General features: G+C 59.3%; 21 protein-coding genes and 4 tRNA genes. 15 read left to right on the top strand and 10 right to left on the bottom strand.

Translation table 11 applies throughout. From position 1 onward, the window contains the following. Nucleotides 1–14 precede the first annotated feature (14 nt). Nucleotides 15–575: a glutathione peroxidase gene (locus BLU24_RS20445; RefSeq protein ID WP_093103290.1), complete on the top strand. Its 561-nt coding sequence runs from the start codon at nucleotides 15–17 to the stop codon at nucleotides 573–575. A 100-nt stretch (nucleotides 576–675) separates the two neighbouring features. On the opposite strand, the gene BLU24_RS20440 is transcribed toward BLU24_RS20445, so the two are convergent. The 3 genes from BLU24_RS20440 to BLU24_RS20430 form a co-directional block, all read right to left on the bottom strand. Then, nucleotides 676–1,947, bottom strand: coding sequence for an OmpP1/FadL family transporter (locus tag BLU24_RS20440; RefSeq protein ID WP_093103288.1), 1,272 nt, complete (start codon nucleotides 1,945–1,947; stop codon nucleotides 676–678). A gap of 146 nt (nucleotides 1,948–2,093) precedes the next feature. Further along, a complete protein-coding gene (locus tag BLU24_RS20435) occupies nucleotides 2,094–2,576 on the bottom strand; it encodes a hypothetical protein (protein ID WP_090282450.1) in 483 nt (160 codons plus the stop codon). A gap of 274 nt (nucleotides 2,577–2,850) precedes the next feature. Next, nucleotides 2,851–3,075 (bottom strand): hypothetical protein, encoded by a 225-nt coding sequence (locus tag BLU24_RS20430; RefSeq protein WP_093103287.1) that lies wholly within the window; start codon nucleotides 3,073–3,075, stop codon nucleotides 2,851–2,853. A 963-nt stretch (nucleotides 3,076–4,038) separates the two neighbouring features. Here BLU24_RS20430 and BLU24_RS20420 point away from each other — a divergent pair. Both BLU24_RS20420 and rmuC read left to right on the top strand, forming a co-directional pair. Next, nucleotides 4,039–4,362 carry a hypothetical protein gene (locus tag BLU24_RS20420; RefSeq protein ID WP_090282452.1) on the top strand — a complete coding sequence of 108 codons (324 nt, stop codon included), beginning with the start codon at nucleotides 4,039–4,041 and terminating at the stop codon, nucleotides 4,360–4,362. A 175-nt stretch (nucleotides 4,363–4,537) separates the two neighbouring features. Further along, on the top strand, nucleotides 4,538–5,902 hold the full coding sequence (gene rmuC / locus BLU24_RS20415) for a DNA recombination protein RmuC (protein WP_172833344.1): 1,365 nt from the start codon (nucleotides 4,538–4,540) through the stop codon (nucleotides 5,900–5,902). 649 nt (nucleotides 5,903–6,551) lie between these two features. Here rmuC and BLU24_RS20410 read toward each other — a convergent pair. Together BLU24_RS20410 and BLU24_RS20405 are read right to left on the bottom strand one after the other, a co-directional pair. Further along, complete coding sequence (locus BLU24_RS20410) at nucleotides 6,552–7,694, bottom strand: IS481 family transposase (RefSeq protein WP_093103282.1); 1,143 nt, start codon at nucleotides 7,692–7,694, stop codon at nucleotides 6,552–6,554. A gap of 140 nt (nucleotides 7,695–7,834) precedes the next feature. After that, nucleotides 7,835–11,305 carry a hybrid sensor histidine kinase/response regulator gene (locus BLU24_RS20405; protein WP_093103279.1) on the bottom strand — a complete coding sequence of 1,157 codons (3,471 nt, stop codon included), beginning with the start codon at nucleotides 11,303–11,305 and terminating at the stop codon, nucleotides 7,835–7,837. A 208-nt stretch (nucleotides 11,306–11,513) separates the two neighbouring features. Here BLU24_RS20405 and BLU24_RS20400 point away from each other — a divergent pair, with 208 nt between their 5' ends. The 3 genes from BLU24_RS20400 (at nucleotide 11,514) to BLU24_RS20390 (ending at nucleotide 15,052) form a co-directional block, all read left to right on the top strand. Next, nucleotides 11,514–11,825, top strand: a complete 312-nt coding sequence (locus tag BLU24_RS20400; protein WP_093103276.1) for a cupin domain-containing protein — start codon at nucleotides 11,514–11,516, stop codon at nucleotides 11,823–11,825. A gap of 104 nt (nucleotides 11,826–11,929) precedes the next feature. Further along, a complete protein-coding gene (locus tag BLU24_RS20395) occupies nucleotides 11,930–13,081 on the top strand; it encodes a TDT family transporter (protein ID WP_093103273.1) in 1,152 nt (383 codons plus the stop codon). A gap of 99 nt (nucleotides 13,082–13,180) precedes the next feature. Further along, nucleotides 13,181–15,052: an MFS transporter gene (locus tag BLU24_RS20390; RefSeq protein ID WP_093103270.1), complete on the top strand. Its 1,872-nt coding sequence runs from the start codon at nucleotides 13,181–13,183 to the stop codon at nucleotides 15,050–15,052. 103 nt (nucleotides 15,053–15,155) lie between these two features. Here the strand turns inward: BLU24_RS20390 and sugE are convergent, their stop codons facing one another. From sugE to rdgC, 3 genes are all read right to left on the bottom strand, one after another. Further along, a complete protein-coding gene (gene sugE, locus BLU24_RS20385) occupies nucleotides 15,156–15,470 on the bottom strand; it encodes a quaternary ammonium compound efflux SMR transporter SugE (protein WP_093103267.1) in 315 nt (104 codons plus the stop codon). A 120-nt stretch (nucleotides 15,471–15,590) separates the two neighbouring features. After that, nucleotides 15,591–16,556: a bile acid:sodium symporter family protein gene (locus tag BLU24_RS20380; RefSeq protein WP_093103264.1), complete on the bottom strand. Its 966-nt coding sequence runs from the start codon at nucleotides 16,554–16,556 to the stop codon at nucleotides 15,591–15,593. A 161-nt stretch (nucleotides 16,557–16,717) separates the two neighbouring features. After that, nucleotides 16,718–17,638, bottom strand: coding sequence for a recombination-associated protein RdgC (gene rdgC, locus BLU24_RS20375; protein ID WP_090282462.1), 921 nt, complete (start codon nucleotides 17,636–17,638; stop codon nucleotides 16,718–16,720). Between the two features lie 159 nt (nucleotides 17,639–17,797). On the opposite strand from rdgC, the gene BLU24_RS20370 reads away from it, so the two are divergent. From BLU24_RS20370 to BLU24_RS20355, 4 genes are all read left to right on the top strand, one after another. Continuing rightward, nucleotides 17,798–17,873 (top strand) — tRNA-Val (locus BLU24_RS20370). A 19-nt stretch (nucleotides 17,874–17,892) separates the two neighbouring features. Further along, nucleotides 17,893–17,969, top strand: a tRNA-Asp gene (locus tag BLU24_RS20365). 191 nt (nucleotides 17,970–18,160) lie between these two features. Beyond that, nucleotides 18,161–18,236 (top strand) — tRNA-Val (locus tag BLU24_RS20360). 19 nt (nucleotides 18,237–18,255) lie between these two features. Beyond that, nucleotides 18,256–18,332 (top strand) — tRNA-Asp (locus tag BLU24_RS20355). Between the two features lie 102 nt (nucleotides 18,333–18,434). On the opposite strand, the gene BLU24_RS20350 is transcribed toward BLU24_RS20355, so the two are convergent. Further along, nucleotides 18,435–19,568, bottom strand: coding sequence for a catalase (locus BLU24_RS20350; RefSeq protein ID WP_172833343.1), 1,134 nt, complete (start codon nucleotides 19,566–19,568; stop codon nucleotides 18,435–18,437). A gap of 26 nt (nucleotides 19,569–19,594) precedes the next feature. Next, complete coding sequence (locus tag BLU24_RS20345; RefSeq protein WP_093103258.1) at nucleotides 19,595–21,403, bottom strand: di-heme-cytochrome C peroxidase; 1,809 nt, start codon at nucleotides 21,401–21,403, stop codon at nucleotides 19,595–19,597. Between the two features lie 270 nt (nucleotides 21,404–21,673). Here BLU24_RS20345 and BLU24_RS20340 point away from each other — a divergent pair, with 270 nt between their 5' ends. From BLU24_RS20340 to BLU24_RS20320, 5 genes are all read left to right on the top strand, one after another. Continuing rightward, nucleotides 21,674–22,390 carry an FKBP-type peptidyl-prolyl cis-trans isomerase gene (locus BLU24_RS20340; RefSeq protein ID WP_007919751.1) on the top strand — a complete coding sequence of 239 codons (717 nt, stop codon included), beginning with the start codon at nucleotides 21,674–21,676 and terminating at the stop codon, nucleotides 22,388–22,390. A gap of 294 nt (nucleotides 22,391–22,684) precedes the next feature. Then, nucleotides 22,685–23,140: a YkvA family protein gene (locus tag BLU24_RS20335; RefSeq protein ID WP_093103255.1), complete on the top strand. Its 456-nt coding sequence runs from the start codon at nucleotides 22,685–22,687 to the stop codon at nucleotides 23,138–23,140. Nucleotides 23,141–23,254: 114 nt separating this feature from the next. Beyond that, nucleotides 23,255–23,596, top strand: coding sequence for a helix-turn-helix domain-containing protein (locus BLU24_RS20330; RefSeq protein ID WP_090282466.1), 342 nt, complete (start codon nucleotides 23,255–23,257; stop codon nucleotides 23,594–23,596). Continuing rightward, nucleotides 23,593–23,964, top strand: a complete 372-nt coding sequence (locus BLU24_RS20325) for a hypothetical protein (protein WP_007898892.1) — start codon at nucleotides 23,593–23,595, stop codon at nucleotides 23,962–23,964. Before BLU24_RS20330 ends, BLU24_RS20325 begins: the two co-directional genes overlap by 4 nt. Next, the gene (locus BLU24_RS20320) at nucleotides 23,965–24,372 is read left to right on the top strand and encodes a sel1 repeat family protein (protein ID WP_093103252.1); all 408 of its coding nucleotides are present in this window, start codon (nucleotides 23,965–23,967) and stop codon (nucleotides 24,370–24,372) included. Nucleotides 24,373–24,567 lie beyond the last annotated feature (195 nt).

Here is a 24,567-nt window from a genome sequence, read left to right as displayed (position 1 = left end):
CAAGGATGTTCAACATGTTGATGCGTTGGTGTGCTGCTCCCGCATTGCTGCTGGCGATCACTGGCCTCGTCCAGGCCGCGGATTGCCCGGAGCTGCTTCAAGGTTCGCTGCCCAAGTTGCGGGCCAAGGAATCCATCGATCTGTGCAAACAGTACGCGGACAAACCGCTGGTGGTGGTCAACACGGCCAGCTTCTGCGGTTTCGCGCCGCAGTTCGAAGGCCTTGAAGCGGTCAATCAGCGCTTCAAGCCGCAGGGCCTGGAAATGCTCGGCGTGCCGTCCAACGACTTCAAGCAGGAATCCAAGGACAGCGCGGAAACCGCCAAGGTCTGTTACGCCAATTACGGCGTTACCTTCAACATGACCGAACCGCAAAAGGTCCGTGGCGACGATGCCACGCACCTGTTTCAAGTGCTGGCCGCGCAGAGCAATGCGCCGAAATGGAATTTCTATAAATACGTCGTCGATCGTCAGGGCAAGGTCGTCGCCAGTTTCTCCAGCCTGACCAAGCCGGATGATCCGGAGTTCATTGCGGCGATCGAGAAGGCGATTGCCTCGAAGCCGTTGGCCAACTGACTCATCCTGTTCCCACATTTGGATCTGCATGAAAAAGCCCCGCCTCTGACAAGAGAGTGGGGCTTTTTCGTGGGCGAGGGGTCAACCTCGCCAGCGTGCATCAGAAGCGGTACGTCGCGCCGACACCGAAACCGTTCGCCGAGTTTTCATACTTGGAGTCGTAGCTCTGGCCACGTGCGTTTTCGTTGCGGATGTTGACCGACTCTTCCTTCAGGTACGAGTAGGCAACGTCGATGGTCAGGTCATCGGTCGGGCTCCAGCCGGCACCGATGCTGAAGATGGTCCGGTCGCCGGTCGGGATACGTGGCGAGCGGTCTTCGTTGTTGGTCGGCGACTGGTCGAAGGTCAGGCCGGTACGCAACACCCATTCCTTGTTCAACTGATACGACGTGCCCACAGCGTAAGCCCAGGTGTCGTGCCAGTTCTGGTCTTCGTTGATCGAACCGAACTGGCCGGCCAGCAGTGGCTGCACCCCGGAGTTCTTCACGGTGATCTTGTCCAGTTGGCTCCAGCGGGTCCAGGTGGTGCCGGCGTAGACGTTCCAGCGATCGTTGATCGCTTGGGTGACCGACAGGTCCACGGATTCCGGGGTGGTGATCTTCAACGAAGCGTCGTATTTCTGGTTGGCGCCCAGACCTGCCAGCGCCAGTGCGCCGTACTTGACCTTGGTGTCGCCTTCGAGCTTGTAATCGACCTTGGAGTGGTAGGTCAGGCCCACGCGGGTGGTGTCGGTGGCTTGTACCAGCACGCCGATGTTGTAGCCCAGTGCGGTGTCGTCACCCTTGATCTTGACCTTGCCGTCCGGCAGCGCCTGGGTGATCGACAGGTTCGATTCCAGCGAGCCGTCGATGCGGTTGATGGTCGGACCGAAACCGATCGACACCTTGTCGTTGAAGGCGTAGCTGACGGTTGGCTGGAAGGTGATGACCTGCACTTCGGACTTGCTGCCGAAGTAACGGCCGGCAAAGCCGTTTTCGTAATCGGTGATCAGGCCGAACGGCACGTACACGCCCAGACCGAATGCCCAGTGATCGTCGATCGGCTTGACATAAAAGCCCATCGGCACGGCGGTGAGAGGCACCATGTCACCGTCGTTGCTGCCGCGGTTGGGGCTGGAGCTGGCGTCGCTGATATCGGTATGTGCGTCAACCAGGGCTACACCGCCGGTGACTTGTTCGCGCTTGATGCGCGACATGCCGGCCGGGTTGCCATAAACAGTGCTTGCGTCGTCGGCAGAAGAAGATCGCCCGGCAAAACCCGTCCCCATCCCGCTGATGCTTTGTTCGTTAAGGGCAAAACCTGCCGCGAAAATCTGGGTGGAGGCAAGGGTAACGGCGAGGCTAAGGGTGGTTTTGAGCATGACTTTTTTCATTATTAGAACTCCTGGTGATCACCGGGGCGAAAATTACCAACATTTTCGCCGCAGCGCTATAGCCCGTATGCCTTGATTTAGAGCGGTTTTGTAGGACAATCCGACCAGAATGACGGCCTGTTGCGAGAACTTGCAAAACCGCTCGGTCAGCAGGCGACCTGCTTCAGCGGTGAAACGCAGGTTTGCCAGGCAAATGTGAAGTCGCGCAGGCGACCCTGGGGCTGGAAGGTCTGACGCCAGATGCGCGCCATGGCCAACAGATCGTTCGGGGCGGGGAGGGTGGGGTTTTGTTCTTCAACCAGCAGCCAGGCGATGGCAGTGGCGTAACGCAGATTGACGGTCAATTCGACATGTGGACCGCTGAGGAATGCATGCTGACTGGCGAGGCCGCGTACCAGGCTGGCACGCTCCGGGTCGAGCGCCAGGTAGTCATCCCAGAGCGCTTGATGGCGCTGCTCGGCGATGCGGTAGAGGCCGTGGCCACGTCGGTCGTGCAGGGCGGATCCGAGGGCTGACTGGCTGGCGGCGATGCCCAGCAGCAGTGATTCGGCAGTGGCGCAGTGACGGCCCAGATAGATCAGCGTGGGGCGAATCACATATCGACACAGTTCACTGGCAGCGATACCCATAAATCCCTCGGTTCTTATAATGGGTGGCGAGTCCTGAAGGAGGCTTGGCAGCAGTGGATCGGTTCAGGCTCGCCGTGAGCGAATCATGTCGCCCGAGTTGAAGTGTAGTGTCATATTCGCGACGTAAAGGCCTGTTTTTAAATTCTTTTCGGCTCCGAGTTATAACCGTTATATCAGTTGGTACTTAGGATTGAGGCGTAAAAAGAGAAACGTCGGGCAATAAAAAGCCCCGCATTTTCATGCAGGGCTTGTGCTTTTGCAGCCTTTTCGGCTCTCAGGCGATCAACGCCTGACGTGTACGATCGATCACGGCCTGCAGCGGTTCGGCGCTGGAGTACTGATCGGGGTACAGACGCTCGCTGTGGCGAGCGATCCCGTGTTCATTGACCACGGTGAAGCTGAAGCAGCCTTTGCGAGCGGCCATGATCATGCAGTTCATGGGGGCAAAAGCGTTGGTTAGGGTGCGAATGGCATCCTGAGTATGGATTTGAGTAGACATAGTTATTAGGTGTTCCTACAAATGACACGGTTAAGAACCGTGCAGCGTTAAAACGTTCCAGTAACGTCGATCACCATTGATCGAACGAAGAACCCGACTGGAACAAAGCAGCCAGTTTGCAGCGCTATTAAGTTGGCGCGCTTTGGGCTGGCAGGTAGGTACTTAGGAGGACAGGCATCACAACGAGGGCAGAGGTTCTGGGCCCAGGGTGAAGATCCTGATCAATTTGCAGGTTGGTTCGGTCAGAGTAAGTGTTCTTCGCAACACCCTTCGCATCAGTGGAAGGCTGTGTTGGCGCAAGATTTACCTGGAAACCATCGAGGGGTCGTTCCCGCTTTTTTCGGTTGAGCTTCTTTACAAGAGACTGACCGTGGGGATGTGTTCGACCGGAATTGACTTTCAGCTTGGTACTAACGCCGCGGATAGTAACGGATCGAAATCGCTAAAGCAAATGGCCGGCGAAAAAAACATTGCAGTCCAGCGCAGGGTTTGCTTGGCCTGAAAACGTGGTCGCCCGTAAACGGGCATTTTTCGACCGTCGGTCGGCGAGGATACGTTGATCAACCGCGCTGGCAAGCGGCTTATCTGCGGATCAGCAGCCGAAACGACCCGAAAAAGCGCACCGATATAACCGGGTAACAGGTACTTGTGCACATTAGTTGCGCGGCCTGTCACAGCACTGTCATATCAATCCTGACACCGGTGGCTGCCTGCATCGAAAGTTTAAGTCAATGAAAAACATCGCTTTTTTTTGTTGGTGAAAAAATCGTCAGTTTGACTGCGAGCCCCGTTCCATAAGGCTTTGCGCGAGTTGCAGGACGGTTGTCCACTGAGTTATCCACAGCTTCTGTGGATTGTCCCGAGCGCTTGCTCTAGCACGGGCGTGCCGGGTTGTTTTTAGACTTTACCTGTAAGAAAAAAAGAGTAGAGTGGCGCGCCTTCCGATTCGTCCCACAGTGCTTTATGAAGTTTCGCTCAGTATCAGACTCTGTTACCTCAGACCTTCCTGCTGTTACCCCGCCCAAGCGATTTTCCGTACGTGTTGCGGAATGGCTGCTCGACAGCCCGCGCCTGAGCGCCAGCCATAACGCCAAGCACCTCGCCGGCCGCCTGCTCAAGCAACCGGCGCGCGAAGGCGTGGTCACGGCGCAAAGCCGCCTCGGTCAGTTGATGTGCCGCGAGTGCGGTAACGCACGGGATCGACGCATTGGCCAGGAGCTGCTGCGCCAGGCCGCCCGCGCCGGCGACCGTCGTGCACAAAGGGAACTCGGCCAGCTCGAAGACTGAGCTGTCCAAGACCTGACACCTTGGTTAACCTTCAGGCTTTATCGGACCGGCAGGAGTCGCTATGGCTATGGACTTGACCAGCATATTGCTCGGTCTCGCAGCGGCAGGGCTGCCCTTGTTGGCGCTTGCCTGGCAGCTGCAACGCCGGGCGAGCAGCGGGCAAGCCGCGCAGGCCTTGCTGGAAGAACGGCTGACCATGGCGCAACTGGCCCAGGACGGCCTCAATGCGCAGCTCGAGGCCAGTCGCGATGAAGTCGCCGATCTCGGCCAGGCCAACGCTGCAAAACAGGCTGAGCTGGCGGCCCTGCGTCGCGAAGTCGAACTGCTGCAGATCGAGCGCGACGATGCTCGCGACGCCGCCCACGCCTGGAACCTTGAACGCGCCAACAAGGAAGCCGAACTGCGCCGCCTCGACGCCCAAGCCGCGTCGCTGAATGCCGAGCTGCGTGAGCAACAGGAAAGCCATCAACAACGTCTCAACGACCTGCAAGGCTCGCGCGATGAACTGCGCGCGCAGTTTGCCGAGCTGGCCGGGAAGATTTTCGATGAGCGCGAACAGCGCTTCGCCGAAACCAGTCAGCAACGGCTCGGCCAGTTGCTCGATCCGCTGAAGGAACGCATTCAGTCCTTCGAAAAACGCGTCGAGGAGAGTTATCAGGCCGAGGCCCGTGAGCGTTTTTCGTTGGCCAAGGAGCTCGAGCGTTTGCAGGCGCTGAACCTGCGTCTGAGCGACGAAGCGACCAATCTCACCCGTGCCCTGAAAGGGCAGAAGACCCAAGGCAACTGGGGCGAACTGATTCTGGAGCGGGTGCTTGAACACGCGGGTCTGGAGAAGGGCCGCGAGTACCAGACCCAGGTCAATCTCAAAGGCCCGGACGGCGAGCGCTTCCAGCCGGACGTGATCATTTACCTGCCCGGCGACAAGCAGGTGGTGGTCGACTCCAAGGTCAGCCTTACCGCCTACCAGCAATACGTGGCCGCCGACGATGACACCCTCGGGCAGATCGCGATCAAGCAGCACGTGCTGTCGCTGCGCAATCACGTCAAGGGCCTGGCCGGCAAGGATTACAAGCGTCTGGAGGGGCTGCACAGCCTCGATTTCGTTTTGCTGTTCGTGCCGATCGAGGCGGCGTTCTCGGCAGCGTTGCAGGCCGAGCCGACGCTGTTTCAGGAGGCGTTTGACCGCAATATCGTGATTGTCAGTCCGACCACCTTGCTTGCCACGTTACGGGTGATTGACAGCCTCTGGAAGCAGGAGCGCCAGAGTCAGAATGCGCGGGAAATCGCTGAGCGTGCGGGGTGGCTGTATGACAAGTTCGTGTTGTTCATTCAGGATCTGGACGAGGTGGGCAATCGCTTGCAGCAGTTGGACAAGGCTTACAGTTCGGCGCGTAACAAGCTCACGGAAGGGCGGGGCAATCTGGTCAGTCGCAGTGAGCAGTTGAAGTTGCTGGGGGCGCGGGCGAGCAAGAGTCTGCCGGCTGATTTGCTGGAGCGGGCGATGACGGATGTTGATGGGCTCGTTGAGTTGCCTGACTGACTTTTGAAGCTTCGGGTACAGGCTCGCTATGGAATGCGTAGCCTGTGGGAGCCAGCCTGCTGGCGATGGCTTTCTTTCAGGCGCTGTTTTTTTGGAGTACATATCCGTTGCTGCGGTAACGGCGGCTTAGGGTTTCGCCCTTACGGCGACTCACTTTTTTTCAAACGCCGAAAAAAGTAAGCAAAAAACGCTTGCTCCTACGTACGGCCCTCGCAGGCTCGGGTCCCTTCGCTGCGGGATCGATCCGGGCGCAGCGGCTACGGTTTGCTTCGCTGCACCTACTTCCGCTGTGTCTGGCTGCGCCAGACGGTCGCTGCGCTCCCACGCCCGGATCAATCCCTCCACTCAGCCTTCCGACGTCGCCGGTGGATCAAGATCAAAAGCACTCGAGCTAACGCTCATTGTTGAGTGGTTAGAAGCGGGTGGTTGGCTTGGGATTGGTGGTGTGGCTGCCCCTCATCGGAACGCCGCCCGCCCAGCCCTCTCCCCGAGGAGAGGGAGCCGATCGGTGTGCTTTTCAAGTGCTGGATTCGACTCGGTATCGCAGGTCGGTGTAGCTCTCGCATTCACTGCGGTCAGTTCCCTCTCCCCTTGGGAGTGTATGTACCGGAGACATGGTAGACACATGTTCGGAGACATGGTGGACGGTTTAGATCTTCTTACCTGCCGTCACGATCTGCAAGTTCAAGTCGATTCGGGCGATACGATGTCTACTCCAGTAGACATCGTGGATGCCGTCTTCCATCGTTTCCCGGATAGCAACTGATCTCCCGTGAAACGCCTTTCCGACCGCGTATTCACGATTCCCCCAGTAAATCTCGCCCTTCGCCTGAACCTTCCTGACCACATCACCCTCGTCGTACTCCGGGGCCGCAGGTTGCTCCTGATATTCCCGTGAGCTGCTGCTGTAACGAGTAGCGGGAACCTGCATGTCCAGCGCTTGATGCGGGCGCTTCTGGTTGTATATATCACGCCAGATATCAAACGCCCGTTGCGCGTCGTTGAGATCGATAAAGTGCCGGTCTCGCAGGACTTCATTTTTCAGGCTGCGGTGGAAGCGTTCCAGCTTTCCTTGGGTTTGCGGATGATAAGGACGAGAGTGGCCGACCTTGATGCCTTGGCTCATCAGCCAGACCTCCAGCGCGGTATAAACGCCCGTCTGGTCACCCCAGGGCGAACCGTTGTCCATCGTCATGCGCAAAGGCAGGCCATGACGCTGAAAGACCCGGATTAGATGCTCCTGGACGGTTTCACGCTGCTCATTGATGCATGCCGCGATGCACAGCGAAAACCGTGAATGATCGTCCAATATCGTCAACGGATGGCAACGCCCCCGAGCCAGGCTGATATGCCCCTTGAAGTCCATCTGCCAAAGATCATTGGGCGCTTCATGCTCGAACCGGATAAACGGTTTGATCTCAGCGGCCTTTGGATCAATGCGCGAATGACGCTGCAAAACCGCATGCACAGTACTGACAGAAGGCATCACTGCGCCGCTGTTTTCCAGCACGCGCTTGAGCTTGCGAGCGCCCCAAGCCGCGTACTCCTGACTCGCGGTCAGAATCTGCTGCTCAACCTCATCAGCGCAGCGTTTGGGTGATGTTTTGGGTCGTCGAGACTGATTGATCAATCCCTCTGCACCTGAGGTTTCAAACCTCTTGAGCCATTTGTAGGCAGTGTTTGGGCTGATATTGAATCGGCGGCAAAGCTGCCGAACATTGGCTCCTTCTTTCCGAGCCAAAAGTACAAATTCTGTACGAAGCTGCACGGTGGACACCTCTTCCCAAGACACAGGCCATCTCCTTCGCGATGAGCAATGTGTCTATTTAAAAGTGTCCACCATGTCTCCGAACATGTGTCTACCATGTGTCCGGTACATACAGGGAGAGGGCTAGGGTGAGGGGCTTTTGATTTTCTCTTTGAGGTCACCCCCTACAACGGCAAATACCGGCTCAACAATGCCCGCAACGCTGCCGGTTTCACCGGTTTGGCCAGGTAATCCAGGCCCGCGGCATGCACTTGGGCAACCATTTCCGGGCGTCCGTCAGCGCTGATCACGACCCCCGGCACCGGTTCGCCCAGGCGCGTGCGCAGCCATGCCATCAGTTCGGTGCCGGTGTCGCCGTGGTCGAGGTGATAGTCGACCAGCGCCAGTTGCGGGCGGATGCCTTCGCTGAGCAGCGCCGCACATTCCTCGCGATTGCGCGCGGTCCAGACCTGGCAGCCCCAGCGGCTCAACAGGCTGTTCATGCCGATCAGGATGCTGTCTTCATTGTCGATGCACAGCACCTGCGCACCGCTGAGCAATTTGCCATTGATTTCGGCGGTGGCGCTTGCCGGTACGGTTTGTGAGTGCGCGAGCGGTACGCTGACGCTGAATACGCTGCCGCGCCCCGGCCATGAACGCACGCGCAGGGTATGGCCGAGCACGCGGCATAGACCGTCTGCGATTGCCAGGCCGAGGCCGAGGCCTTTTTCGGCGCGGGTCTGGTGGCTGTCGAGGCGTTTGAATTCCTCGAATATCACCTGCTGTTTATCCTCGGGAATGCCTGGCCCGCGATCCCAGACTTCCAGACACAGTTCACCGCCGCGTCGGCGCGCGCCGAGCAATACCGGGCCTTTGGCGTAGCGGAACGCGTTGGTGAGAAAATTCTGCAGAATCCGCCGCAGCAACTTGATGTCGCTGTCGATGCGCAAATGACTGCCGCGCACGCGGAAGGTCAGCCCCTGTTCCTGCGCCAGGGCCTTGAACTCGGCGCCAAGAATGTCGAACAGTTCGTTGAGCGCAAAGGGCTTGCGATCGGGGTTGATCTTGCCGTTTTCCAGTCGGGAAATATCCAGCAGATCGCTGATCAGGTCTTCGGCCGAACGCAACGAGGTGTCGAGGTGCTGCACCAGTTTTTGCGCGTCGCTGCTCAAGCCTTCGCTTTGGTGGGAGAGGGCGGCGGAGAACAGGCGGGCGGCGTTGAGCGGCTGCATCAGGTCATGACTGACCGCCGCCAGAAAGCGGGTTTTCGACTGACTGGCCGCTTCGGCGGTGCCTTTGGCCGCGGTCAGCGCAAGGTTGAGCTGCGACAGTTCCTGGGTACGTTCGCTGACCCGTTGCTCCAGCCCTTCGTTGGCTTCGGTCAGCGCCTGTTCGGCTTCGCGGAACGCGGTAATGTCGGTGAAACTCATGACGAAGCCGCCGCCGGGCATCGGATTGCCGATCAACTCGATCACCCGGCCGTTGGGGAACAGCCGCTCGGAAGTGTGCGCGCGGCCCTGACGCATCCAGTGCAGGCGCCGCGCAACGTGGACTTCCGCTTCGCCGGGGCCACACAAACCGCGCTCGGCGTTGTAGCGAATGATGTCGGCAATCGGCCGGCCAACGCTGATCAAGCCGTCGGGGTAATTGAACAGCTCCAGATAGCGGCGATTCCACGCCACCAGTTTCAGCGACTGGTCGACCACGCTGATGCCCTGGGTGATGTTTTCAATCGCGCCTTGCAGCAGGGCACGGTTGAATTGAAGCACTTCGGAGGCTTCGTCAGCGATGCGCACGACGTCCTCCAACTGCATCTCCCGACCTTCGATGGCAGCTTTTACCACCGCACGCGTTGAAGAAGCGCCGAGTACACCGGCGAGCAAACGCTCGGTGTGGGCGATCCATTCGCTGTCGGCATTCTGATTCGGGTTAAAACCTTTGCCTTGGCGGTAGGCGAAACGAATAAAGCTCTGCCGCGCACGTTCTTCACCGACGAAGCGCGCGGCCAGTTGCAGCAGATCGTCGATCTGCACCGCCAGCATCGAGCGCGCACTTGGCCGTGCGCTGATCTCCTGACCGATGAAACGTCCGGCCTGCCAGTGTTCCGACACTCGCGTGCGCGACAGCACCGAGACCCAGGCAAACAGGGTGAAGTTGCCGGCCAGCGACAGCACCACGCCCTGGGTCAGTGGGCTGATCGGCAGGTTCAGCGGGTTGCTGTGCAGCCATGCCAGCCCCGGAAAACTGTTCAGCGACCAACCGAGACTGTGCGCGGCAATCGGCAGGACCAGCGTGTAGAACCAGAGGAATGTGCCCGCGGCGAGGCCGGCAAACACGCCGCGGCGGTTGGCCTGCTTCCAGTACAGCGCGCCGAGCATGGCCGGGGCCAGTTGCGTCACTGCGGCGAAAGCGATCTGGCCGATGGTTGCCAGGCTTGCGGTGGAACCGAGCAAGCGATAGCTGACGTAAGCCAGCAACAGAATGACCACGATGCTCACGCGGCGCACCGACAGCATCCACTGACGGAACACTTCGAACGGCCGCTCGGCATTGTTGCGTCGCAGCAGCCACGGCAGGAGCATGTCGTTGGAGACCATGGTCGACAGCGCTACGCTGGCGACGATCACCATACCGGTGGCCGCCGACGCGCCGCCGATAAACGCCAGCATCGCCAGCGCCGGATGCGCCTGGGCCAGTGGCAGGCTGATCACGAAGGAGTCGGGCAGCACGTCACTGGGCAGCATCATCTGACCGGCCAAAGCGATCGGGACTACAAACAGCGCAGCGAGGGCGAGGTAGGCCGGAAACACCCATTTGGCCAGGCGCAGATCCTGCGGATCGATGTTTTCCACCACGGTGACGTGAAACTGCCGCGGCAGGCAGATGATCGCCATCATCGCCACACCGGTCTGCACCACCATCGACGGCCAGTTGATCGTCTCTTTCCAGTATTGCTCGAGGCGCGGCGCGAGCATCGCTTGATTGAAAAGGTCATCGAAACCGTCGTACAGGCCATACGTGACGAAGGCGCCGACCGCGAGAAACGCGAACAGCTTCACCAGCGATTCGAAGGCAATCGCCAGCACCATGCCGCGGTGGTGCTCGGTGGCATCGAGGTTGCGCGTACCGAAGACAATGGTGAACAGCGCCAGCACCAGCGACACGATCAGCGCGGTGTCCTGAGCGCGTGTGCCCATTGCGTCGGCGCCGGCGCCGATCAACAGGTTCACGCCGAGAACAATGCCTTTGAGTTGCAGGGCAATATAAGGCAGCACGCCGACCAGACAGATCAACGCGACGACCACCGCCAGCGATTGCGATTTGCCGTAGCGGGCGGCGATGAAGTCAGCGATGGAGGTGATGTTCTCCTGTTTGCTGATCATCACCATTTTTTGCAGGACCCACGGCGCGCCGACCAGCAACAGGATCGGCCCGAGGTAGATCGGCAGGAATGACCACAACTGTTCCGCCGCCTGACCGACCGCGCCGAAAAACGTCCAGCTGGTGCAGTAAACCGCCAGCGACAGGCTATACACCCAGGCACGCACACGCGGCGGCAACGGCGTGCTGCGACGGTCGCCGTAAAAGGCGATGGCGAACATGATGGCCATATAGGCCAGGGCGACGGCGGCGATCAGCCCGGTGGACAGCGACATGCAACACTCCCGACAAAAGACTCCCCGGCACTCCTGCCCGGGCGGACAGTCTGGCATGCGCGCGGCGGTTAGTCAGTGTCGACCATGGTCGTGGCGTGGCGGGGTGTCGCAGCCGTTAGCCTGCGCCGGCAGTTGCCATAAGTGCAACGCTCCCTAATCGCCCGGCTTTCGGTTAGCCTGCCTTGACCATTCTTCTCACGGACCGATCATGAAGATTATTCGCAGCAAAGCCTTCACCGCCGAACGCGCCTGGGGCGCGCTGGACATTGCCAGCATGAACGGCATCACCACGCGCCTGCACTGGACTGATCAACCATACAAGTGGCACGTTAACGATGGCGAGGAAGTGTTCGTAGTGCTCGATGGTCAAGTGACGATGCATTACCGCGAACAGGGCGAAGAAAAACAGGTGCAGCTCGCCGTCGGTGACATCTTTTACGCCTCGGTGGGCACCGAGCATGTCGCCCATCCGCAAGGCGAGGCGCGGATTCTGGTGATCGAAAACGAAGGCAGCGTTTGACCCATATCGGCAAAACAGATAACAGTTAGAGATATTACCCGTTATATAGATATTCGATTCGGTTCTACCATGAACTCAACCTCACCAGAGGACAGGAGTTCATGATGATTTGCCCACAAACCGCCAAACCCGGCCTCAAGCCGTTCAGCCAGCTTCAGCACCCGCGTGAAGTGATTCGTCAGTTCACTCCCAACTGGTTCGCCGCAACCATGGGCACCGGTGTGCTGGCGTTGGCGCTGGCGCAACTACCGTTTGCCGTCCCCGGCCTGCGCGCCGTGGCTGAAGCACTGTGGTTGTTCAACATTCTGTTGTTCACGCTGTTTACCGTTGCCTACGCCGCACGCTGGATCCTGTTTTTCGACGAAGCCCGGCGGATTTTCGGCCACTCCACCGTGTCGATGTTCTTCGGCACGATCCCGATGGGGCTGGCGACGATCATCAATGGCTTTCTCGTCTTTGGTCTGCCGCGCTGGGGCGAGGGCGTGATTGATCTGGCCGAAGTGCTGTGGTGGATTGACGTGGCAATGTCGCTCGCTTGCGGCGTATTGATTCCCTACATGATGTTCACCCGCCAGGAGCATAGCATCGACCAGATGACTGCAGTCTGGCTCTTGCCAGTGGTTGCTGCGGAAGTGGCCGCGGCCAGTGGTGGCCTGCTTGCGCCGCACCTCACCGATGCCCATGCGCAACTGGTGGTGCTGACCACAAGCTACGTGCTCTGGGCCTTTTCCCTACCCGTGGCGTTCAGCATTCTGACAATCCTGCTGCTGCGCATGGCCCTGCATAAACTGCCCCACGAAAACATGGCCGCGTCGAGCTGGCTGGCGCTCGGGCCGATCGGCACCGGCGCGCTGGGCATGTTGCTGCTCGGAGGCGATGCGCCGCTGATTTTCGCCGCCAACGGTTTGCCGGGCATCGGTGAGATCGCTGCCGGGCTCGGGCTGGTCGCCGGTATCACGCTGTGGGGCTTCGGACTTTGGTGGATGCTGATGGCGCTGTTGATCACCGTGCGCTACCTGCGCGATGGCATCCCGTTCAACCTCGGCTGGTGGGGATTTACCTTCCCGCTGGGCGTGTATTCGCTGGCTACCCTGAAACTGGCGAGCACCTTGAACCTGGCATTTTTCAGCGTCGTCGGCACGGCGCTGGTGATGTTGCTGGCGCTGATGTGGCTGATCGTCGGCAAGCGCACCGTGCAGGGTGCCTGGCGTGGCGAGCTGTTTGTCTCGCCTTGCATCGCAGGTTTGAAGCAATAACCTGAAAAGTTTAGGTAAGGTGTGGCCTGGAACGCGGTTCGAGATTCCAATAAGCAGTATCCAGGCCTCGCTACCTTAAACATCAGGGAAACACGGAAGATGAGTCACCCCTCACAGTTCAACCTGCTGCGCACCCGGCGCTTCCTGCCGTTTTTCATTACGCAGTCACTCGGTGCGTTCAACGACAACGTGTTCAAACAGTCGTTGATTCTCGCGATCCTCTACCGACTGACCATCGAGGGTGACCGATCGATCTGGGTCAACCTGTGTGCGCTGTTGTTTATCCTGCCGTTTTTCCTGTTCTCGGCACTGGCCGGGCAGTTTGGCGAAAAGTTCGCCAAGGACGCACTGATCCGCCTGATCAAGCTCGCGGAAATCGCGATCATGGCCGTAGGATCAATCGGTTTTCTCTTCGATCATTTGTCGCTGATGCTGGTGGCGCTGTTCGCCATGGGCACCCATTCGGCGCTGTTCGGGCCGGTGAAGTATTCGATTCTGCCGCAGGCGCTACGTGACGATGAGCTGGTCGGCGGCAATGGTCTGGTGGAAATGGGTACGTTTCTGGCGATTCTCGCCGGGACGATTGGTGCCGGAATCATGATGTCGTCAGAGCACTATGCGCCGGTGGTCTCTGCCGCCATCGTCGGCATTGCCGTGCTGGGTTATCTGGCCAGCCGCAGTATTCCCCGCGCTGCTGCGTCCACCCCTGAAATGCGTTTGAACTGGAACATTTTCAGCCAATCCTGGGCGACGTTGAAACTCGGTCTGGGCCAGACGCCCGCCGTGTCGCGCTCGATTGTCGGTAACTCGTGGTTCTGGTTTGTCGGGGCGATTTACCTGACGCAGATTCCGGCCTACGCCAAGGAGTGGATGCACGGCGATGAGACCGTGGTCACCCTGATCCTCACTGTGTTTTCGGTGGGCATTGCACTGGGTTCAATGCTTTGCGAGAAGCTGTCCGGGCGCAAGGTCGAAATCGGTCTGGTGCCGTTCGGCTCGTTCGGCCTGACGGTGTTCGGCCTGCTGTTGTGGTGGCATTCCGGCGGGATTCCCGACAGCGTCAACGGCCATAGCTGGATTGAAGTGCTGGGCTTCGTTCACACCTGGGCGGTGCTGATCGACATTCTTGGCCTCGGTATATTCGGCGGCTTCTATATCGTGCCGCTCTACGCGCTGATTCAGTCGCGCACCGCCGAGAACGAGCGGGCGCGGGTGATTGCCGCGAACAACATACTCAACGCGCTGTTCATGGTGGTTTCGGCGATTGTTTCGATCGTTTTGTTGAGCGTGGCCAAGCTGTCGATTCCGCAGCTGTTCCTGGTCGTGTCGCTGCTGAACATCGGCGTCAACGCCTACATCTTCAAGATCGTGCCCGAATTCAGCATGCGTTTCATGATCTGGCTGCTCAGCCATTCCATGTACCGCGTCGAGCACCGCAACCTTGAAGCGATTCCCGATGAAGGCGCGGCATTGCTGGTGTGCAACCACGTATCGTTTGTCGATGCCTTGCTGATCGGCGGCGCGGTGCGCAGGCCGATTCGTTTTGTCATGTACTACAAGATCTACAACCTGCCGGTGCTGAACTTTATCTTCCGCACCGCGGGCGCGATTCCTATTGCGGGGCGCCAGGAAGACATTCAAATCTACGAAAAGGCCTTCAGCCGTATTGCGCAATATCTGAAGGATGGCGAGTTGGTGTGCATCTTCCCGGAAGGCAAGTTGACCGCCGATGGCGAAATCAACGAGTTTCGCGGCGGGCTGACGCGGATTCTCGAAGAGACACCAGTGCCGGTGATTCCGTTGGCGTTGCAGGGGTTGTGGGGGAGTTTTTTCAGTCGCGATCCGAGCAAGGGCTTTTTTCGCCGGTTGTGGTCGCGGGTGACGCTGGTGGCGGGTTCGGCGATTACCGAAGGGGCGGAGCCGGCGAAGTTGCAGGTGTTGGTCGGGGAGTTGCGCGGATCCGTTAGATAGGCGTTGACTGGACGGCCCTCATCGCTGGCAAGCCAGCTCCCACAGGTTCGATGGTGTACACCAATCTTGTGGGAGCTGGCTTGCCAGCGATGGGGCCGGTGGCTTAAGCGCTGACCTTAAGGCCAATCAACCCGGTAATGATCAACGCCACACTCGCCAGCCGAATCAACGCCATCGATTCGCCAAACAGTATGATCCCGGCGATCACCGTGCCGACCGCACCGACACCGGTCCAGATCGCATAGGCCGTACCCAACGGCAAATCCTTTACCGCCAACCCCAGCAGGCCAAGGCTCACGGCCATGGCTGCAATGGTCAGTACGGTGGGTAGCGGGCGGGTGAAGCCGTCGGTGTATTTCAGGCCGACGGCCCAGCCAACCTCGAACAGGCCGGCGAAAAACAGAATGATCCAGGACATGCGAGACCTCCATCGATTGACGGGGTCGTCCCCAGATTAATGACTCGAGCGAGCCGCAGGGTCGTCCCCGCGTTGCGCAACAGTCTGCCGAGCATTAACCCGGGGATCAAGTTTGGCTCTTCAGTCGGCCGCTTGTTGCGCCGCCGTCTGGCGATCTTCCTTTTCACTCATCCGGCGGAAGTATGTCGACAGCAGTGCGCCGGAAATATTGTGCCAGACGCTGAACAATGCACTCGGCACTGCCGCCAATGGCGAAAAATGCGCGCTGGCCAGCGCGGCGCCGAGACCCGAATTCTGCATGCCGACTTCCAGCGCCAGCGACTTGCGCTGCGCCAATGGCAATTTGAACAGGCGCCCGGTGAAGTAGCCGAGCAGGTAACCGAAGCTGTTGTGCAGCATCACCACCGCCATGATCAGCAGGCCCGACTCGGCGATTTTTGCCTGACTGGCCGCGACCACCGCCGTGACGATGATCACGATGCTGACCACCGAGACCAGTGGCAGCACGTCGACCGCATGGCGAACCTTGTCCCCCAATACGCGCTGGGCCACCACGCCAAGCACGATCGGCAGCAGCACCACTTGCAGGATCGACCAGAACAACTCCATGAACGACACCGGCAGCCACGCCGAAGCCAGCAGCCAGATCAGCGCCGGGGTCAATAGCGGGGCGAGGAGGGTGGTGACGGCGGCGATGGCCACCGACAACGCCAGATCACCGCGCGCCAGCCAGGTCATCACATTGGACGACGTGCCGCTTGGGCAGCAACCGACCAGGATCACGCCGACGGCGATTTCCGGTGGCAGATGAAACACCTGACAGAGCAACCACGCCACACCGGGCATGATCACGAAATGCGCAACCACGCCCAACGCCACGCGCCATGGATGGCGAGCAACCGCAGCGAAGTCGTCAAGTTTGAGGGTCAGGCCCATGCCGAACATTACCAGCCCCAGCAGCGGCACGATGGCGCTTTTCAGGCCGAGGAACCACGCCGGCTGCAGAAACGCGATCACGGCGAAAATCAGTACCCAGTAAGCGAAGGTATTGCCGACAAAACGGCTGAGTGCAGCCAGTGCGCGCATGGCCTGTTCCTTATTTTAGGTTACACCACATAACATTGTGGGAGCTGGCTTGCCAGCGATGGCGGCGTGTCAGACTCCCTGTAAGCCATCTGTAACACCGCTATCGCTGGCAAGCCAGCTCCCACATTTGAACCGGTTCCTTCAATGGGAACAGGTTGTTTTTAGATCCCCTGCGGAGTCTCTTCCCCGCCCAGCGCTTCCACCAGTGCCGGCAGGAAGTCGCCGAAGGTCAGCATCATCAGGGTGAAGCTCGCGTCCAGTTGGCCGAGGGCTTCGTCGCCGCCGTCCTGTTCCGCCTGATCCTGCAGCAAGTCCTCGAACTTCAGGCGCTTGACGGTCATCTTGTCGTCGAGCATGAACGACAACTTGTCCTGCCAGGCCAGCGACAACTGGGTGACCACTTTGCCGGTGCTCAGGTGCAGCTGGATCTCTTCGCTGGTCAGGTCCTGACGCTTGCAGCGCACGATGCCACCGTCTTCGTGGGTGTCGCGCAGTTCGCACTCGTCCAGTACATAGAAGTCGTCGGCGGCTTTTTGCGTGGTGACCCAATCGGTCATCACGGCGGTCGGTGCCATTTTCACGGTCAACGGACGCACGGGCAGGGTGCCGATCACTTCACGCAGGGTCGACAACAAGTCTTCGGCGCGTTTCGGGCTAGCCGAGTTGACCAGGATCAGCCCCTGTTTCGGCGCGACGGCAGCAAAGGTCGACGAGCGACGAATGAAGGCGCGCGGCAGGAAGGCCTGGATGATTTCATCCTTGATCTGGTCGCGTTCCTTTTTATAGACCTTGCGCATCTGCTCGGCTTCGATCTCTTCGACCTTTTCCTTGACCGCGTCACGCACGACGCTGCCCGGCAGAATGCGTTCTTCCTTACGCGCGGCAATCAGCAGGAAGTCACCGCTGACATGCACCAGTGGCGCGTCTTCGCCTTTGCCGAACGGCGCGACGAAACCGTAGGTGGTCAACTCCTGGCTTGCACATGGACGCGCCAGTTTGGTGGCCAGTGCAGTTTCCAGCGCCTCGGCATCGACAGGCAGGTCTTGGGTCAGGCGATAGATAAGCAGGTTCTTGAACCACATGGGGTGAGTCTCTCCTTTATACAAAGGGGGGCATTATTGTCTTCGCCGTCGCATAGGCCAACCCTTCTCTAAGCCTTTGGAAGGCCTCGGAAAATTATTTAAAAAAGTGCTTGCCAGAGGTGGGGTCGCTCCGTAGAATGCGCGCCACACCGAAGCGAAGGGTGATTAGCTCAGCTGGGAGAGCGTCTGCCTTACAAGCAGAATGTCGGCGGTTCGATCCCGTCATCACCCACCATTCGTTTCAAGTGTTTAGCGCAGCGGTAGTTCAGTCGGTTAGAATACCGGCCTGTCACGCCGGGGGTCGCGGGTTCGAGTCCCGTCCGCTGCGCCATATTCGGTAACCTGGACCACTGAACGCCAGGTCACCACGGAAAAGCCCGCTGAAGCGGGCTTTTTTCTGCCCCAAGGTTGTACCCGCGGGATGCATGGTTTCACCGGTTTTCGGATTTATTTGAAAAAAACTTCAATTAAATCAACACATTACGGAAACTTGTGGCATAATGCGCCCCGTAACGAAGCGAAGGGTGATTAGCTCAGCTGGGAGAGCGTCTGCCTTACAAGCAGAATGTCGGCGGTTCGATCCCGTCATCACCCACCATTCGTTTCAAGCGTTTCGCGCAGCGGTAGTTCAGTCGGTTAGAATACCGGCCTGTCACGCCGGGGGTCGCGGGTTCGAGTCCCGTCCGCTGCGCCATATTCGGCATCTGGAACACTGAACGCCAGATGCCACGAAAAGCCCGCCTTGTGCGGGCTTTTTGCTGTCTGGCGTTTGCGAATTCAGCGCTGCGCGCGCTGCTCACTCGCCGTTGCGTTGATGACGGTAGTCGCTGACGGCCTCGTACACCGCTTTGCGCAGGCGGTTGATGCCACCGATCGGGCGATGCGCTTCAATGCCGAACCACGGGTTGAACGACAGGTTGTCGCATTGCAGATTCAGCGCCGGGGTGTCGAAATCCTGCGGCGGCAAAGTGATCCGGGCGACGGTTTCGAAGGGTGAATCCTGTTCGCGCCATTCGATGCTGGTGTCCTCGATCGGCATGAACTTGTTGGCATCCTGGCGCTGGATCTGCAGAACGAAGCAGGCCGGCACGCGATCAGTCGTCAATTGTTGAGTCAAGGCGCTGCGCAGGAAATTCGGCAGATCATGGTTTTGCTTCGGCAATGTATAGGCCGGGCAATTGTCCGGGTCCGGCGCGACGCGAAACTTTGCGTTGGCCTCGCCAAATTTATACGGCGATACCGAAAAATACGTCGTCTCGGTCGGGCTGTCCGGTGGCGGTGCCAAGGTTGCCAGCGCGATAAACAAATGGCGAACCTGCCAGGTGCGCGGATCCCAGGCAGGGAAGAACGCCATGACTTTTTTGCCATCGGCCTGCGCCGCGACATTCTGCCGGTACTCGGCGACATCGCTGACAAAGAAATTCGGGTGGCTGAACATGACGAAATCCTGTTCCGGCGAAGCCTGGCGGTTGCCGAGCAACTGTTTACCCGGAACATCGAGCAGTTTTATCGCCATGCCGCGGGCGTCGCGGATGCTGTCGAACTGCGGATAGGCATTGCCATTCGACAGCCGGATCAGCGCCTGCCAGGTTTTGCCCGGCTCTCTGAACACGCCTTGACGCAGGGATTGCTCGAGATCCGGCAAAACCTGCACCTGCGCTTTTACACAACCGTGAGCCTTGGCGTGCGCATCACGCAGATAGCGCGTCGGTTCGCGATGCTGATCGACGATACGCACGGCGGTCTGGATCACGCTTTGCGTCAGCGCCGCTTCGCCGAGCGGAATCTGCTCGAGCGCCGACACCGGGCCGCGGTGCTGCCACGCGAACCAGGTGCTGGCAATGGCCCAGCCGAGCAGGCCGACGGCGAGCACGATCAGCAACAGTTTGCCGAGCCATCGGCCGATGCGCAGCCAGATCCGCGCCAACAATGGCAGTTCTTTCTTGAAGGTCGAGATCATGGCAGTTGCGCCTCCAGTGGGCCGCCGAGCACTTTCAGGTATTCCAGCAAGGCCCAACGTTCTTCCGGCTGCAACAACCGACCAATCACACCGTTGCCGCGTTCGCCAGCACGAAATTCATGACCGCTGTTGTGGTTGCCGCTGATGCGCGTATCGAACAGGAAGCCATTGGTAAAGGCCTCGGTGCGATAACCCAGATGGCGCGGATCGTATTCAAAGCTGCCCTTATAAAAGGTGGTGGCGCGCTCATCCTGCGGCGACAGCAACTGATAAAGGCTCGGCACCGAACCGTTGTGCAGAAACGGCGCGGTGGCCCAGACCCCGGCCAATGGCCGCGCCTTGTAGGCGACTTTTTCTCGTACGCCGATCGGCAGGCCGAAACCGTCCAGTTGCGGTTTCTCTTGCGGCGTGACGTTGGCTTCCCGATAGGCGCGGTTCTCGACAAAAGCGGTGACGTACGCCAATCCTTTGGCCACTGACAACTGGCTGAGGTCTAGCGGTTCCTTGGGCGTCGGGTGCAGTTTGACGTCCATCGTTTGCAGCTCTTTCAGGTCCCATTGCAACGCGCTCAGGTCGAAACGGTGACTGGCAATGTTGTTGGCGGCGTTGGGATCGGTACCGATCACCGCGACCGGCAACATATGCAGACTTTGCACCCAGCGCTCGCCTTCCTTGGTCTGCGGCGGCACATGGCATCCGGCGCAATTTTCGGTAAACAGTGCGCGGCCCTTCGCGGCCAGCGGCTTGTCGATGGCACCGAACAGTGCCTCTGGCCAGGCGGGCGGGCGGAGTCTTTGCAAGGTTTCTTCAATGGTGTGCAGATCACGCACGCGCACGCTGGAGGCGTAGCGCGCATCGCCTTGCAGCGGTTGGCCGTTGCTGTCGAAAAAATTCAGCGTGGCGCCGACGCCCAGCGCCTCGCCGATATTGCGCGCCATCGGCTGTTGCGCCGAGCCGTTCCATTGCACCCAATCGAACGTCCACATGTCCCACAGTTGCGGATAATCCACCGGCGCATCGGCCACGCGATAGTTGCTCGCGGAGATCGCATCGCCAAACGTGGCGTTGGCGATCCGCCCGAACGCGTCGGTGCGTCCAGGGCCTTCTTCGGTTGGATAGAGGCCGCGATGAGTATCGTTCCAGGCCACCTTGAGGAAGGTGTCCAGCGAAGTTTTGAAGTCTTTGCGCAACTGTTGCTGGCCCGCATCATAGGCATCGCCCAATACGTTTCTGGCGAAACGTTCGAATTTCCACGGGTTGTAGTAAGTCGAGGTCAGACTGGCTACCAATGCCTGTCCGAAACTGCCACCGCGCAGCGTAGGAACGCTGGAGGGCAGCACGTGCTGTGCCGCGCCGCCGTCGATCCGCACCGCCTGACCTTTGAAGCGCAGTTCACCGGTGTGGCAGGCGGCGCAGGTAATGTCCAGATAATGCTCGCCACTGCCAGGATTCTGGTGCCGAGCAAAACCGACGGGCAGGTTGCCGGGATTGTTCGGCGTGGCTTTCTGCTGCGGATCGAGCAGGAAGCCGAAGCGTGCGAGGTACTCGGGCGAGGCGAAGCGCTGCTGCGAGAAGGGCAGCTCGAGTGCCTGGAACCATTCGTAGCGCAGGCCTTTGACCTGCGTGCCCTGTGGCGTGAAGTAATAGGTTTGCCGGTCCTGCTCGCTCCACTGATCAAGGTAATGCACTTGCTCGGCGGGCGTGTAGAAAGGCAATTTCGGATTGGCGACGTAATACAGCACCACGGCCAGAACGAGGCCCAGCAGTACGACGATCAGGGTCAGCACACGGAATAAGAGGCGCAAGATAAACTTCCTTGTCAATTTATTGCGCTGTTATGCCTGAGCTGAACCCCATGCGGCAAGTGGCCATTACGCCAGATGCTGCGATCCGGTTTAACAGTTGCTCTGGGAAGCAGATGACAGAAGCTTCATCCTCGCGTGCGCCCAATGCGTTTCAGTCCCTGAACTTATCGCAAGTTTGCTGCTCTCATGCCGGTAGCCATTGGTCGTGGCGGCCTGATAAGCTCGCGGCTTTACTCGATTGCCCATTCGGCGCATGAACAAGGAAATAGCATGAAACAGCATCGGTTGGCGGCGGCGGTAGCCCTGGTTAGCCTGGTACTCGCGGGTTGTGACTCGCAGACCAGCGTAGAGCTGAAAACCCCGGCGCAGAAAGCTTCCTACGGCATCGGCCTGAACATGGGCAAAAGCCTGGCTCAGGAAGGCATGGATGACCTGGACTCCAAAGCGGTAGCCCAGGGCATCGAAGATGCCGTCGGCAAGAAAGAACAGAAGCTGAAAGATGAAGAGCTGGTCGAAGCCTTCGCTGCGCTGCAAAAGCGTGCCGAAGAGCGCATGGCCAAGATGAGCGAAGAGTCGGCAGCCGCCGGCAAGAAATTCCTCGAAGAAAACGGCAAGAAGGCCGGCGTGACGACTACCGCCTCGGGTCTGCAGTATGAAGTGGTGAAGAAGGCCGATGGCCCGCAGCCCAAGCCAACTGACGTAGTGACCGTTCACTACACCGGCAAGCTGACCAACGGCACCGTGTTCGACAGCTCCGTCGAGCGCGGCAGCCCGATCGATCTGCCGGTGAGCGGCGTGATCCCGGGTTGGGTCGAAGGTCTGCAACTGATGCACGTTGGCGAGAAGTACAAACTGTACATCCCTAGCGATCTGGCTTACGGCGCACAATCGCCAAGCCCGGCAATCCCGGCGAACTCGGTTCTGGTCTTCGACCTCGAACTGCTGGCCATCAAGGATCCTGCCAAAGAAGCTGCCGCTGCCAAGTAATTGGTAAAAGCTTCAACAACAACGCCTCGCTTATGCGGGGCGTTGTTGCATCTGGGCCCCGGCAAGGGTAAACAGAACGAACCGATGCCGCTTGGCACAGTCATAGCCATTGAGGCTGCCCGTGCTAGCCGCCCTGAGCAGCCAAGTCAATGAAATATTGGGGTTTTTTGTGTGAGTAAAAAACGCCCGATCTGAGCGCAGCCCTTATGAAACGGGGCTTTCAGCGCTTAAATGCAGCTCTGTTCACAAGGTTATCCACAATTTGTGTGGATAACATTTCAGTGGGAGGAATAGATGAAAGCGCCGTGGAATTTCGTTCGATTCCTGCCCTTGGCCGGCCGTCTGCTGGCCCGTGGTCGTTTGCCGACCTTGTTGTTCGCGGTGGCCAGCAAGGGGGCCGCGCAAGGCAATCGTCTGGGCAAGCTCAAAGATGATCTGCGCCTGCTTCAGTCACTGTGTCTGGCCTACTGGCGCGGCGAGTACCGGGCCATCAGCAGCAAAGCATTGATTTCGGTGGTGGCGGGTTTGATGTACTTTCTCAGCCCGGTGGATGCTGTGCCGGATTTCATTCCCATGTTCGGCATGCTCGACGACGTCGCCGTCCTTGCCTGGCTGATGAAAACCCTCAGCGATGAACTCGATGCCTTTCGCCAATGGCGTAACCGTCAGCATCCGGAAAAACTGGCGGTGGTCGAACGCCTGCCGGATACCCCCGAACAACTGCAACTGCAACGGCCGAAAAAGCCCTGAATTGTGCAGCCCCGCCTTCAGATAAATACCCCCCCGCGACCTTGGCCGCTGTTAGGATTACACTTCCAGGGAAAAGTGCCGACTCGCTAAGTGTTGTTGTCCTACGGGGTAGTCATGGATATTCAGATCATTGCACGCGATGGCGAACCCGAATACGCGGTTTTGCCGTGGGCTCAGTATCAGGCTCTACTAAAAGCAGCAGGCATCAACGAGACACCGACGCGTCCGGCAGCCACGCCGCTCGCGGCCACGGCAGATCCGATTCTTCCGGGTCTGGATCAGCTACGCAGTTTGCGCGAAGGGAAGGGCATCGCCATCGAGGCGCTGGCCCGCACGGTAGGCATCAGCCCGTCTTATCTGGCCATGATCGAAAGTGGCGAGCGTCAGCCCGACGCCGCGATTCGCCGCAGCCTGGCTTGGGAACTGACGGTGCCAGGGTGGAGAGAAGAATCGTGAGCGTACGCATCAGTCGTCAACATTGGGATGGATTGCTGGGGGAGCTGGACCAGGCGCGACGTCAGCGCCATCTGCTGACTTATCGGGCCTTGCTGGAGCGGTTGCAACTGCCGACACCGGCCATGCAAACCCTGACCGCCGCGCTTGAGCATCTGGCGGCGCTGGACGCCAGGGCCGAACAGCCGCTGCGCAGTTCGCTGGTGATCAGCCAGGGCGCCAGCCGTTTGCCACGCACCGGTTTTTTTGAATGCGTCGAACGACTCGGGCGTTTTTCCGGGCCGTCCGATGGCGTTGCCGCGGCCTCCTGGCATGCCTCGGAAGTGGTGCGTGTCTTTGAGTACGAGTACCCGGAATCGGCGGAGGCCTGAGTGTTCTTGCGCCTCAAGGCGCGGGCCGGTTACTGGCTGGCTCGCCGGCTGTTTCATTGGTCGTGGCTGGTGCGTCAGCCGCGTGGCTGGCACTGGCTTGAAGGCCAGTTTGCGCGCATGGCCAACCTTGGCGATGTCTCTGCGCAAAGTTTCTACGGGCACATCCTGACCTTTCGTGGCGTCGGCCTCGGTGCGCGCGAAGAGGGCATTCGCTTGTTGCGTCTGGCAGCGCTCGGTGGTGATGGCAAAGCGGCTTATCAGCTCGGCGTGATCAGCCTCGCCGGCACACCGAGCAAGGCGCCTGACGCTGCCGAAGCTGCGCGCTGGTGGGGTATGGCGGCCAAGGCCGGGCACCCTTTGGCCGGGCTCAAACTGCAAGAACTGAGCCGCGGCGACTCAACGCAATAAATCCATTTCTGCCAGTTCGATAAACGTGGCGTGAGGTTTTCGTCACGCCACGTTTGCGTTTACTCGAACGTGTTTATCTGTAAGCGATTTATTGCAGACAAGTCCTACAGGCATCGCCTACTTGCCTGACTTCTTTCCCGATTGATCCCCCGCACAGTTCCCGCGCCTAACTTTTGCGCGAGGGAACGCTCATGT

The organism is Pseudomonas sp. Z003-0.4C(8344-21) (assembly GCF_900104975.1).
In the GTDB taxonomy this organism is placed as follows: domain Bacteria; phylum Pseudomonadota; class Gammaproteobacteria; order Pseudomonadales; family Pseudomonadaceae; genus Aquipseudomonas; species Aquipseudomonas granadensis.
This window is presented reverse-complemented; position numbering and strand designations above follow the sequence as displayed.

What these genes read in the sequence shown, in the direction of transcription:
- BLU24_RS20400 (WP_093103276.1), top strand. Translation starts at nt 11,514, where the DNA reads ATGAAGATTATTCGCAGCAAAGCCTTCACCGCCGAACGCGCCTGGGGC.
- BLU24_RS20405 (WP_093103279.1), bottom strand. Translation starts at nt 11,305, where the DNA reads ATGTCGCTGTCCACCGGGCTGATCGCCGCCGTCGCCCTGGCCTATATG.
- BLU24_RS20430 (WP_093103287.1), bottom strand. Translation starts at nt 3,075, where the DNA reads ATGTCTACTCAAATCCATACTCAGGATGCCATTCGCACCCTAACCAAC.
- BLU24_RS20380 (WP_093103264.1), bottom strand. Translation starts at nt 16,556, where the DNA reads ATGCGCGCACTGGCTGCACTCAGCCGTTTTGTCGGCAATACCTTCGCT.
- BLU24_RS20420 (WP_090282452.1), top strand. Translation starts at nt 4,039, where the DNA reads ATGAAGTTTCGCTCAGTATCAGACTCTGTTACCTCAGACCTTCCTGCT.
- BLU24_RS20330 (WP_090282466.1), top strand. Translation starts at nt 23,255, where the DNA reads ATGGATATTCAGATCATTGCACGCGATGGCGAACCCGAATACGCGGTT.
- BLU24_RS20335 (WP_093103255.1), top strand. Translation starts at nt 22,685, where the DNA reads ATGAAAGCGCCGTGGAATTTCGTTCGATTCCTGCCCTTGGCCGGCCGT.
- BLU24_RS20390 (WP_093103270.1), top strand. Translation starts at nt 13,181, where the DNA reads ATGAGTCACCCCTCACAGTTCAACCTGCTGCGCACCCGGCGCTTCCTG.
- BLU24_RS20395 (WP_093103273.1), top strand. Translation starts at nt 11,930, where the DNA reads ATGATTTGCCCACAAACCGCCAAACCCGGCCTCAAGCCGTTCAGCCAG.
- BLU24_RS20435 (WP_090282450.1), bottom strand. Translation starts at nt 2,576, where the DNA reads ATGGGTATCGCTGCCAGTGAACTGTGTCGATATGTGATTCGCCCCACG.
- BLU24_RS20440 (WP_093103288.1), bottom strand. Translation starts at nt 1,947, where the DNA reads ATGAAAAAAGTCATGCTCAAAACCACCCTTAGCCTCGCCGTTACCCTT.
- BLU24_RS20445 (WP_093103290.1), top strand. Translation starts at nt 15, where the DNA reads ATGTTGATGCGTTGGTGTGCTGCTCCCGCATTGCTGCTGGCGATCACT.
- sugE (WP_093103267.1), bottom strand. Translation starts at nt 15,470, where the DNA reads ATGTCCTGGATCATTCTGTTTTTCGCCGGCCTGTTCGAGGTTGGCTGG.
- BLU24_RS20340 (WP_007919751.1), top strand. Translation starts at nt 21,674, where the DNA reads ATGAAACAGCATCGGTTGGCGGCGGCGGTAGCCCTGGTTAGCCTGGTA.
- rdgC (WP_090282462.1), bottom strand. Translation starts at nt 17,638, where the DNA reads ATGTGGTTCAAGAACCTGCTTATCTATCGCCTGACCCAAGACCTGCCT.